We start from the raw sequence: 9,989 nt of genomic DNA on the forward strand, positions 1-9,989 counted from the left end.
ACACCATGCGAACCACCGTCAACAGCGGAAAGCAGCACGCCGTCGTCGACAGCCCCTACGGCCCGCTCACCCTGGTCGCCACGGACGGCGTCCTCAGCGGCCTCTACATGACGGAGCAGCGCCACCGGCCGGCCGAGGAGTCCTTCGGGGAGCGGGTCGCCGCCACGGAGGAGCCGTTCCCCGAAGTGGAGCGCCAGCTCGCCGCGTACTTCGCCGGGGAGCTCACCGACTTCGACCTGCCCCTCCGCCTGGAGGGCACGGATTTCCAGCGCAGCGTCTGGGACCAGCTCGTACGGATCCCGTACGGCCAGACGTGGTCGTACGGGGAGCTCGCGGCCAGGCTGGGCAAGCCGAACGCCTCGCGCGCGGTGGGTCTGGCCAACGGCAAGAACCCGGTCGGCATCATCGTGCCGTGCCACCGGGTGATCGGCGCCTCGGGCGGCATGACCGGCTACGGCGGCGGGCTCGACCGGAAGGTGCGGCTGCTGGCCTTCGAGTCGGGGCAGCCGATCCAGGGCCAGCTGCTCTAGGGGTGTCCTTTCGGACCCGCTCCGCATGCGGTCCTTCCGGAGCGACTGTATGAAGGAAGCACCGCTACAAGATCGGAGCCGGGCATGGACGACTACCCGCTTCTCAACATCTTCTGGACGATGTTGTGGCTGTTCCTGTGGATCATGTGGTTCTTCCTGCTCTTCAAGGTCATCACGGACCTGTTCCGTGACCACAGCCTCAACGGCTGGGCGAAGGCGGGATGGCTCGTCTTCGTGCTCCTGCTCCCGTTCCTCGGCGTGTTCGTCTACCTCATCGCCCGCGGCAGGAGCATGGGCGAGCGGGACATGAAGCAGGTCCAGGAGAACGAGGCGGCCTTCCGGAGCTACGTCCAGCAGGCCGCGAGCCCCGGCGCCGGCGCGGCCGACCAGCTGCACAAGCTGTCCGCCCTCAAGGACAAGGGCGACATCACCCAGGAGGAGTTCGACCGCGCCAAGGCCAAGCTCCTGGCCTGACCGCCCCCTGCGCGGGTCAGACGACGAGGAGGGGGACCAGCAGGGCGAAGGCGGCGCCCGCCTCCACGGCGTAGCTGTAGAGCGAGGGGTGCTGTACGGGGGCGGCGAGCAGGACCACGCTCTGCTGGGCGGCGGCCGCCGCCACCCATTCGGCGTCGGCCCCCAGGTTTCCCTCGTACCAGCCCTCGCAGGAGCCGGGGCCGCTGACGGCGAGCAGGTCTTCCTCGCGCCGGTACAGTGCCCGCCACTCGGTGGCGGGCACCGACCAGCCGTCGAAGTCGGTGAACCGGCACCAGCCGCCCTCGCGGATCGCCGTGTCGAACAGCCAGACCGGCACCCCCTCCGGGGTCACCTCGCCGGCGGACTGCTGGTCGGTGGTGAAGTGGACCATGGGAAGGGCGTCGGGCCCGTCTGCGGTACTGGGCCAGGCGTACATCGTGATCATCAGCTGATTCTGTCCTGCTCGAAGTAAGCCTCGTGTTACGAAGCGGCCGGTCGGCGGCCGTTCTCCAGTTCCACCGTGCCCTCGCCCGACTGCAGGACCCGGTAGGCCTCTTCGGTGCGCCGGCCGAGCGATCCGGGGAGGTGCGCGGTGAGTTCGGCGGGCTCGACCAGCCGCCAGGAGATCAGCTCCTCCTCCTGGAGCCTGATCGATGCGAGCTGTCCGGCGTCGAGCACGCCGCCGTCGTAGACGTAGGCGACCAGCGGCGGGCGGCCGGCTCCGAGGGACCAGTCGACGGCGAGCAGCCGGCCGAGCGGGAGGTCGAGGCCGATCTCCTCGGCGCTCTCGCGGCGGGCGGCGGTGCGCGGCGACTCGCCCCCGTCCGACTCGACGGTGCCGCCCGGCAGCGTCCATCCCTCGCGGTAGTTGGGCTCGACAAGCAGGACCCTGCCCTCGGCGTCCCGGTAGAGCGCGGCCGCGCCGGCCAGCACCCGGGGCAGGCTCGCGATGTACGTGGCGAAGTCATCCGTGGTGGTCACGCCGCCACCCTACCGAGATCACGCCCCGGAGCCGCCAGGCCCGTCCTCGCGGTCCCGGCCCTTGGACTCGGCGACGCGCCGCAGCCAACGGGTGGCGGTCGGGCCCCTGCTCGGCGACGGCGTCGCCGACCATGGCCCGGACGGCGTCCCGCACGCCGTGCAGGGCGTGGTGGCGGGCGGGTCCGGCCCCGGGGTCGGCGCGGAGTTCCTTCACCAGCGCCAGCAGAGCAGCAGCATGACGATGACGAAGGGCAGCGCGACCAGGATCGTGGCGGTCTGCAGGGACTTCAGGCCGCCCGCGACGAGCAGCACGGCGGCGACGACGGCCATCGGCACGCCCCAGGTGACGACGAGCCAGGTGGGCGGGTGGAGCGAGCCGCGGCTGGTGAGCGAGCCCATGACCAGGGAGGCCGAGTCGGCGCTGGTCACGAAGTAGGTCATGACCAGGAGCATCACCACCCAGGAGGTGACCGCGGAGAGGGGCAGCGCGTCCAGCATCGCGAAGAGCGAGGCCTCCGTGCCGTCCCTGATCTCGGCGGCGAAGTCGACGACGCCCGTGGAGTCGAGGCGGATGGCGGTGCCGCCCATCACGCAGAACCAGATGACGGTGGCCCCGCTGGGCACGAGCAGCACGCCGACGAGGAACTCGCGGAGGGTGCGGCCGTGCGAGATGCGGGCGATGAAGGTGCCGACGAAGGGGGCCCAGGACAGCCACCACGCCCAGTAGAAGATCGTCCACGCGCCGAGCCCGAGGCTGGTGGCGGTGCCGAAGACGGTGGCGAAGACGGCCAGCAGGTCGATGGTCTTGCCGGCCGGGCCGTCCGCCCGCTGCTGGCCGATCAGGGGGACGAAGGCGGAGCTGAGGCGGTTGCCGCGGCCCTGGCGGAAGGTCGCGTAGGCGAGGGCCAGGCCGGCGATGCCGTAGATGGTCCAGGGGTGAGGGTCCGGAAGAAGGAGTACTCCATGGCCGCGAGGGCGGCGGCGCCCGTGCGGGGGGCCGCCCCGGAGGCGGGCGGCGGGGCCGGGTAGTGGGTGAGCGGCTCCCCCACCCCGTAGAACATCAGGCCGATGCCCACGCCGGCGAGGTGTCCGGACGAGGCTGTTCCAGTGATTCGGCGCTCATGCGGCCACACTATGCAGGCGTATATCCGCATTTAGAGGCATGGCGCGCCGGGTGTGGCCCAGGCCACTCATGGGCATAGGAGGATCCTCCGGATAAGCTCATGGCGGCGCGACTGCACTGTTCGATAGCAAGGGAATAGCAAGGTGACGGACGGAGCAGTAACTGAGGCCGCGCGCGTGCTCATCGCCGCGGACAAATTCAAGGGCTCGCTCACGGCCGTTCAGGTCGCGGAGCGGGTGACGGCCGGCCTTCGCTCGGCCGTACCGGGCGTGGAGATCGAGACCCTCCCCGTCGCGGACGGCGGCGACGGTACGGTCGCGGCCGCCGTGGCCGCCGGTTTCGAACGCCGGGAGGTACGGGTCACCGGACCCCTCGGCGACCAGGTCACGGCCGCCTTCGCGCTGCGCGAGGGCACCGCGGTGGTCGAGATGGCGGAGGCCTCCGGGCTGCAGCTGCTGCCGGCGGGCACCTTCGCCCCGCTGACGGCGACCACGTACGGTTCGGGCGAGCTGCTGAAGGCCGCACTGGACGCGGGCGCTCGATCGATCGTCTTCGGTGTGGGCGGCAGCGCCACCACCGACGGCGGCGCCGGCATGCTGGCCGCGCTGGGCGCCGTGTTCCTGGATGCGAACGGCGAACCGGTCGGTCCGGGCGGCGGCGCGCTGGCCGACCTGGCCTCGGCCGACCTGTCCGGCGTCGACCCGCGCTTCGCGGACGTGGAATTCGTCCTCGCGAGCGACGTGGACAACCCGCTGACCGGCCCGAAGGGCGCGCCGGCGGTCTACGGCCCGCAGAAGGGCGCCTCGCCCGAGGACGTGGCGGCGCTCGACGCGGCGCTCGCGCACTTCGCGGTGGTGCTCGAGAAGTCGATCGGCGCGAAGGCCGCCGAGTGCGCCGTGCTCCCGGGTGCGGGTGGCGCGGGCGGCATCGGCTACGGCGCCCTGCTGCTCGGTGCCACGTTCCGTCCCGGCATCGAGCTGATGCTGGAGGTGCTGGGCTTCGCCCCGGCCCTGGAGCGGGCCACCCTCGTCATCACCGGTGAGGGCTCGCTGGACGAGCAGACCCTGCACGGCAAGGCCCCGGCGGGCGTGGCGGCCGCGGCGCGCGCGGCGGGCAAGCCCGTGGTGGCGGTCTGCGGCCGGCTGCTGCTGACCCAGGAGGCCCTGGAGGCGGCCGGCATCCGCAAGGCGTACCCGCTCACGGACCTGGAGCCCGACCCGGCGAAGTCCATCCCGAACGCGGGTCCCCTGCTGGAGCGGGTCGCGGCCAACATCGCCGCCGACGTCCTCTGACGCCGGCCGCCTTCGCCGGCGGGGCCGGATCTCCGGGCGGCTACGCCCCGAGGAGGTCGGCCGTGGTCACCACGCGGGCGAAGCCGCCGCCCTGGAGGTTCACCGCGGTGGCGGTGGCGAGTTCGTCCGCCGTCAGCCTCAGGCCCCCCGGCCCGGCGAGGTCGAAGGTGTGGGTGGCGTCGAGCGGGACGAGTACGTCGTAGCCCAGGTTCCCCGCCATCCGGGCGGTGGTCTCGACGCACATGTTGGTCTGGATGCCGACCACCACCAGCTGGCCCGTGCCCCGGGCGGTGAGCCAGTCGGCCAGGTCCGGGGTGCCGTAGAAGGCGGAGTTCACGGTCTTGGTGACCAGCAGGGACCCGTGGCGCCGCTTCTCGACCAGGTCCTTGAAGGCGTGGCCGGGGTGGTCCGCGGCCAGGACGGAGCCGGGTTGCACGGAGGCGTGCCGGACGAGGACCACCGGACGGCCGGCGGCCTGCCAGGCGTCCATCAGGGCGGCGATGTTGTCCTCGGCGGCCGGGTTGTTGCGGGGCCCCCAGAAGGACTCGTCGTCGAAGCCCTTCTGCACGTCGATGACCAGCAGGGCACTGTTCGGGGCGATCTCGATCGCGGTCTGTGTCATGACTCCATGCTGTCTGCCGGGCCGTGGGCCCGACAGCGGCTGCGCGGACCCGGACCGATGAGATCCTGCCAGGGTGGCAGTGCCCCTGCTGGCACACTGGCCCGATGCGCCGCGTCGCCATCGTCGTCCAGCCCGGGATCCGCAGCTTCGACCTCGCCGTCATCACCGAGGTCTGGGGTCCCGACCGCAGCCGCGCCGGGGCGCCGCACTTCGAGCTGCGCCGGTGCGCCGCGGACCCCGGTCCGATCCCGCTGCCCGGCGGGCTGACCCTGGCCCCCGACCGGGGGCTCGACTGGCTGGCCTCGGCCGACCTGGTCGTCGTACCGGCCCTGGCCGAGCCGTCCGATCCGACGCCCGGCCCGGTCCTCGCGGCCCTCCGGGAGGTACACGCCCGGGGCGTGCCGATCGCCGCCCTGTGCGCCGGAGCGTTCGTCCTGGCGGAGGCCGGGCTGCTGGAGGGCCGCCGGGCAGTCACCCACTGGTGGCTGGCGCCGCAGCTCGCCGCGCGCTACCCGGCGGTCGTGGTCGAGGACGCCCCGCTCTACGTCGAGGACGGCGGGCTGTGGACCTCCGCCGGGGTGGCCTCCGGGATCGACCTCTGCCTGCACCTGGTCCGCGAGGCGCACGGCGCCGAGGCCGCTGCCGTCATCGCCCGCTCGATGGTGACGGGCCCCTTCCGCACGGGGGGCCACGCCCAGTACCTCGACCGGCCCGTGCCGGCCGCGGACCGGACCGCCGAGGCGCTGGCCGCCGTACGGGAGCGGGCCCTGCGCTCCCTGCACGAGCCGCTGTCCGTGGCCACCATGGCCCGCTGGGCCGGCATGTCCCCGCGCTCCTTCGCCCGGCACTTCGCCGCGGCCACCGGCACCACCCCGCACCGCTGGCTCCTGGGCCACCGGCTGGACGCGGCCCGCAAGCTGCTGGAGCGCACCGACCACCCGGTGCCGGAGGTGGCCCGGCGGGCCGGTTTCGCCAGCGAGGTCACCTTCCGCCAGCACTTCACCTCGTACGTCGGCCTCGGCCCCCGCGCGTATCGTGCGGCCGCCGCCACCTCCGCAGCCGCTCCAAACCCTCCGGACAGTGTTAGAAAGGGCTCATGACCGGACGTAATGGTCGCCAGCCGACCGGGCGGGGTTCGCGCCTGCGGGCACGCCTGCCCCTCGGGGCGCACAGTGTCGCCGGTCAGGTCTTCGCCCTCCAGGCGGTGATCGTGCTGCTGCTGATCACCGCTGCCGCGGTCGCCCTGGTGGTCCAGGCCCGGATCGACAGCGAGCGCGACGCACGCCACCGCTCGCTCGCGGTCGCCGAGGGCTTCGCCCACTCCCCCGGTCTCGCGGCGGCCCTGGCGGCGCGGAATCCGACCCCCACGCTCCAGCCGCTGGCCGAGGCCGCCCGCCGGGCCTCGGGCGTCGACTTCATCGCCGTGATGAGCACCGACGGGATCCGCTACACCGACCCGCGTCCCGAACTGATCGGCCGGCGTGCCACCGGCGACCTCAGCCGCGCCGTCGCCGGCCAGTCCTTCACCGAGACCTTCACGGGCGAGCCGAGCGATGCCGTCCGGGCCGTGGTCCCCGTACGGAACGCCGAAGGCGTCGTCGTCGGCCTGGTCGGCACCGGCATAGAGGTGGAGAACGTCTCCATGGTGGTCGAGGGCCAGCTCCCGCTGCTGCTCGGCGCCGCCGCGGGCGGCCTGGCGCTCGGCACCGCGGGCGCCGCCCTGGTCAGCCGTCGGCTGCGGCGCCAGACGCGCGGCCTGGGCCCCGCCGAGATGACCCGGATGAACGAGCACCACGAGGCCGTGCTGCACGCCGTGCGTGAGGGCGTGCTCATCATCGGCGCCGACGACCGGCTCGTCCTCGCCAACGACGAGGCCCGAAGGCTCCTCGACCTGACGCCGGACTCCGAGGGGCGCGCCGTCGACGACCTCGGTCTCGACCCCCGCACCACCGAGCTGCTCGTCTCCGGCCGGGTCGTGACGGACCAGGTCCACCTGGCGGGCGACCGGCTGCTCGCGGTCAACGTACGGCCCACCAAGCAGTACCGGGGCATGTCCACGGGCAGCGTCGTGACCCTGCGCGACTCGACCGAGCTCGCCGCCGTGTCCGGCCGGGCCGAGGTGGCCCGCAGCCGGCTGCAGCTGCTGTACGACGCCGGAGTGCGGATCGGGACCACCCTGGACGTGGTGCGGACCGCCGAGGAGCTGTCGGAGGTCGCGGTCCCGCGCTTCGCGGACTTCGTCACGGTGGAGCTCCTGGAGCCGGTGCTGCGGGGGGACGAGCCCTCCACTGTGTCCGGCACCTACTCCGAGATGCGCCGGGCGGCGATCACCGGTGTCCGCGCCGACTCGCCGCTCCAGCCGGTCGGCGACGTCATCCGGTTCGTCGTGCCCACGGCCCCCATGGCGGCGGCCCTGGACGCCGGACACGCGGTGCTCGCGGCCGACCTGAACGCGGCCATGGGCTGGCGGGCCCAGGACGAGGTCGGGACCCGCGAGGCCCTCGGCTACGGACTCCACTCGCTGATCTCCGTACCGCTGCAGGCGCGGGGCGTGGTCCTGGGCATGGCGAACTTCTGGCGGGCCGACACCCCGGAGGCCTTCGACGAGGAGGACCTGTCCTTCGCGGAGGAGCTGGGTGCGCGCGCGGCCGTGTCCATCGACAACGCCCGCCGCTTCACCCGCGAGCACGCGATGGCCGTGACCCTCCAGCGCAGCCTGCTGCCCCGGGTGCTGCCCGAGCAGAGCGCCGTGGAGGTGGCCTTCCGCTATCTGCCCGCGAAGGCGGGGGTGGGCGGTGACTGGTTCGACGTGATCCCGCTGCCCGGCACCCGGGTGGCCCTGGTCGTCGGCGACGTCGTCGGGCACGGGGTGCACGCGGCGGCCACCATGGGCCGGCTGCGGACGGCCGTGCACAATTTCTCGACTCTGGACCTGCCGCCCGACGAGCTGCTCGGACACCTGGACGAGCTGATCAACCGGATCGACCAGAACGAGACCGGGGTCGGCGCGGACGCGGACGGGGACGACCCGGAGGGGGCTCCGGAGCCCGCCGCGATCACCGGTGCCACCTGTCTCTACGCGGTCTACGACCCGGTCTCCGGGCGGTGCACGATGGCCAGCGCCGGGCACCCCGGGCCCGCGCTGATCCGCCCCGACGGTCACGTGGAGTTCCCCGAGCTGCCGGCCGGGCTCCCGCTCGGCGTGGGGGGCATGCCCTTCGAGGCCACCGAGTTCAGGCTGCCCGAGGGGAGCCGTCTCGCGCTGTTCACCGACGGCCTGGTGGAGGACCGCGGCCGGGACTTCGACACCGGCCTGCGCCTGCTGGGCGAGACGCTGTCGCGGCCCGGCCGCAGCCCGGAGCAGGCCTGTGCGGACGTGCTCGCCGTGATGCTGTTCCCGGTGCCGAGCGACGACATCGCCCTGCTGATCGCCGACACCCGGCGGGTGGAGGCCGACCGGATCGCCGAGTGGGAGGTGCCCGGCGAACCCTCGGCCGTCTCGCGGGTGCGCAACGCGGGCTCCGCGCAGCTCGCCGCCTGGGGGCTGGAGGAGATCTCCTTCACGACCGAGCTCATCCTCAGCGAGCTGATCACCAACGCGATCCGGTACGGGAGCGCGCCCGTCCGGGTCCGGCTCCTGCGCGACCGCACCCTCATCTGCGAGGTCTCCGACGGCAGCAGCACCTCCCCGCATCTGCGGTACGCGGCCACGACCGACGAGGGCGGGCGCGGGCTGTTCCTCGTCGCCCAGTACGCCGACCGGTGGGGCACGCGCTACACCGAGCGCGGCAAGGTCATCTGGGCCGAGCTGCCCCTGACCGGGGGCGGGGACCCGCAGGAGCCGGGGCCGCCGGACCTGGACGCGCTGGAGAACATGGCCTGGTGACCGCGCCGGGGCGTGGCGCGCGCGGCCGCTCGTACCGTCCCGTCACACCGGCCGGGTCCGGGCCAGCAGCACCGCCACGTCGTCCTGCTGGGCGCACGGCAGCAGCGACCGCAGGATCCCGTCGCACAGTTCCTCCAGCGGCTGCTCCGCCCGGCGCAGAGCCTGCGCCAGCTGGTCCATGCCCTGGTCGAGGTCCCGGTCCCGGGCCTCGATGAGGCCGTCGGTGTAGAGCACGAGCAGGCTCCCCGCGGGCAGCCGCACCTCCTCGGTGCGGAAGTCCTGCCCGCCGGTGCCCAGCGGGGTGCCGGGGGGTCCGTCGAGGAAGGAGACGGTCCCGTCGGGGGCGACCACGGCGGGCGGCGGATGCCCGGCGCGTCCGACGACGCAGCCGCCGGACGCCGGGTCGTACACGGCGTAGACGCAGGTCGCCATCTCGTCCTCGCCCAGGTCGGCCACCACGGCGTCGAGCGAGCCGAGCATGCGCGCCGGGGACACCTCGTGGCGCGCGAGGGTCCGCACCGCCGTCCGCAGCTGTCCCATGACGGCCGCCGCGTGGATCCCGTGGCCCATGACGTCCCCGATGACCAGCCCGGTCCGGCCGCCGGGCAGGGGGATGACGTCGAACCAGTCCCCGCCGACGTCGTGGTCGCTGGCCGGCAGGTAGCGCCCGGTGAGTGCGAGGCCGGGGACCTCGGGCAGCGCGCTGTTGGTGAGGCTGCGCTGGAGGGTCAGGGCGGCCTGCCGCTGGCGGGTGTACATCCGGGCGTTGTCGATGTTGAGGGCCGCGCGGGCGACCAGTTCGTCGACGAGTACGCAGTCCTGCTCGTCGAAGGGCTCCCGGTCGCGCGTGCGCGTCACGGTGACGGCGCCGAGCACCGTGCCGCGCGCGACGAGCGGGACCAGCCGCGCCGAGCCCAAGGTGGCGAGGTAGGCGCGCAGGGCGTCGGCGCGCGGGGAGGTGATCAGTGCCGGGATGTCGGAGACGTAGAGGTTCGTGGGCCGCCCTTCCGTGATGATCCGCTCGTAGTGGGTGCCCACGGGGATCTGGAAGGTCTGGCCGGGGGTGAGTTTGGCGGTGGGG

General features: G+C 73.5%; 9 protein-coding genes and 1 pseudogene. 5 read left to right on the forward strand and 5 right to left on the reverse strand.

Annotation, left to right across the window (positions count from 1 at the left end):
• Positions 1-5 precede the first annotated feature (5 nt).
• Both PV721_RS22025 and PV721_RS22030 read left to right on the forward strand, forming a co-directional pair.
• Positions 6-530: a methylated-DNA--[protein]-cysteine S-methyltransferase gene (locus tag PV721_RS22025; RefSeq protein WP_319727061.1), complete on the forward strand. Its 525-nt coding sequence runs from the start codon at positions 6-8 to the stop codon at positions 528-530.
• A gap of 84 nt (positions 531-614) precedes the next feature.
• The gene (locus PV721_RS22030; RefSeq protein ID WP_319727064.1) at positions 615-1,004 is read left to right on the forward strand and encodes an SHOCT domain-containing protein; all 390 of its coding nucleotides are present in this window, start codon (positions 615-617) and stop codon (positions 1,002-1,004) included.
• 16 nt (positions 1,005-1,020) lie between these two features.
• Here the strand turns inward: PV721_RS22030 and PV721_RS22035 are convergent, their stop codons facing one another.
• The 3 genes and pseudogenes from PV721_RS22035 to PV721_RS22045 all read right to left on the reverse strand — a co-directional run.
• Complete coding sequence (locus PV721_RS22035; RefSeq protein ID WP_319727065.1) at positions 1,021-1,449, reverse strand: hypothetical protein; 429 nt, start codon at positions 1,447-1,449, stop codon at positions 1,021-1,023.
• A gap of 35 nt (positions 1,450-1,484) precedes the next feature.
• Positions 1,485-1,985 (reverse strand): NUDIX hydrolase, encoded by a 501-nt coding sequence (locus PV721_RS22040; protein WP_319727066.1) that lies wholly within the window; start codon positions 1,983-1,985, stop codon positions 1,485-1,487.
• Positions 1,986-2,003: 18 nt separating this feature from the next.
• Positions 2,004-3,067 (reverse strand): annotated as a pseudogene (locus PV721_RS22045) (BCCT family transporter); the annotation flags it as partial.
• Positions 3,068-3,251: 184 nt separating this feature from the next.
• On the opposite strand from PV721_RS22045, the gene PV721_RS22050 reads away from it, so the two are divergent.
• A complete protein-coding gene (locus tag PV721_RS22050) occupies positions 3,252-4,400 on the forward strand; it encodes a glycerate kinase (protein WP_319727068.1) in 1,149 nt (382 codons plus the stop codon).
• A gap of 40 nt (positions 4,401-4,440) precedes the next feature.
• On the opposite strand, the gene PV721_RS22055 is transcribed toward PV721_RS22050, so the two are convergent.
• Complete coding sequence (locus PV721_RS22055; protein ID WP_319727069.1) at positions 4,441-5,022, reverse strand: cysteine hydrolase family protein; 582 nt, start codon at positions 5,020-5,022, stop codon at positions 4,441-4,443.
• Between the two features lie 104 nt (positions 5,023-5,126).
• On the opposite strand from PV721_RS22055, the gene PV721_RS22060 reads away from it, so the two are divergent.
• Positions 5,127-6,122, forward strand: coding sequence for a GlxA family transcriptional regulator (locus PV721_RS22060; RefSeq protein ID WP_319727070.1), 996 nt, complete (start codon positions 5,127-5,129; stop codon positions 6,120-6,122).
• Positions 6,119-8,908, forward strand: coding sequence for a SpoIIE family protein phosphatase (locus PV721_RS22065; protein WP_319727071.1), 2,790 nt, complete (start codon positions 6,119-6,121; stop codon positions 8,906-8,908). Before PV721_RS22060 ends, PV721_RS22065 begins: the two co-directional genes overlap by 4 nt.
• Before the next feature lie 42 nt (positions 8,909-8,950).
• Here PV721_RS22065 and PV721_RS22070 read toward each other — a convergent pair.
• Positions 8,951-9,989, reverse strand: a 1,039-nt coding sequence (locus PV721_RS22070) for a GAF domain-containing SpoIIE family protein phosphatase (protein ID WP_319727072.1), incomplete at its 5' end; no start/stop codon positions are given.

The organism is Streptomyces sp. MB09-01 (genome assembly GCF_033794505.1).
Lineage (GTDB): Bacteria > Actinomycetota > Actinomycetes > Streptomycetales > Streptomycetaceae > Streptomyces.

Coding starts and splice junctions, on each gene's coding strand:
- PV721_RS22030 (WP_319727064.1), top strand. CDS start 615: ATGGACGACTACCCGCTTCTCAACATCTTCTGGACGATGTTGTGGCTG.
- PV721_RS22035 (WP_319727065.1), bottom strand. CDS start 1,449: ATGATCACGATGTACGCCTGGCCCAGTACCGCAGACGGGCCCGACGCC.
- PV721_RS22065 (WP_319727071.1), top strand. CDS start 6,119: ATGACCGGACGTAATGGTCGCCAGCCGACCGGGCGGGGTTCGCGCCTG.
- PV721_RS22025 (WP_319727061.1), top strand. CDS start 6: ATGCGAACCACCGTCAACAGCGGAAAGCAGCACGCCGTCGTCGACAGC.
- PV721_RS22055 (WP_319727069.1), bottom strand. CDS start 5,022: ATGACACAGACCGCGATCGAGATCGCCCCGAACAGTGCCCTGCTGGTC.
- PV721_RS22060 (WP_319727070.1), top strand. CDS start 5,127: ATGCGCCGCGTCGCCATCGTCGTCCAGCCCGGGATCCGCAGCTTCGAC.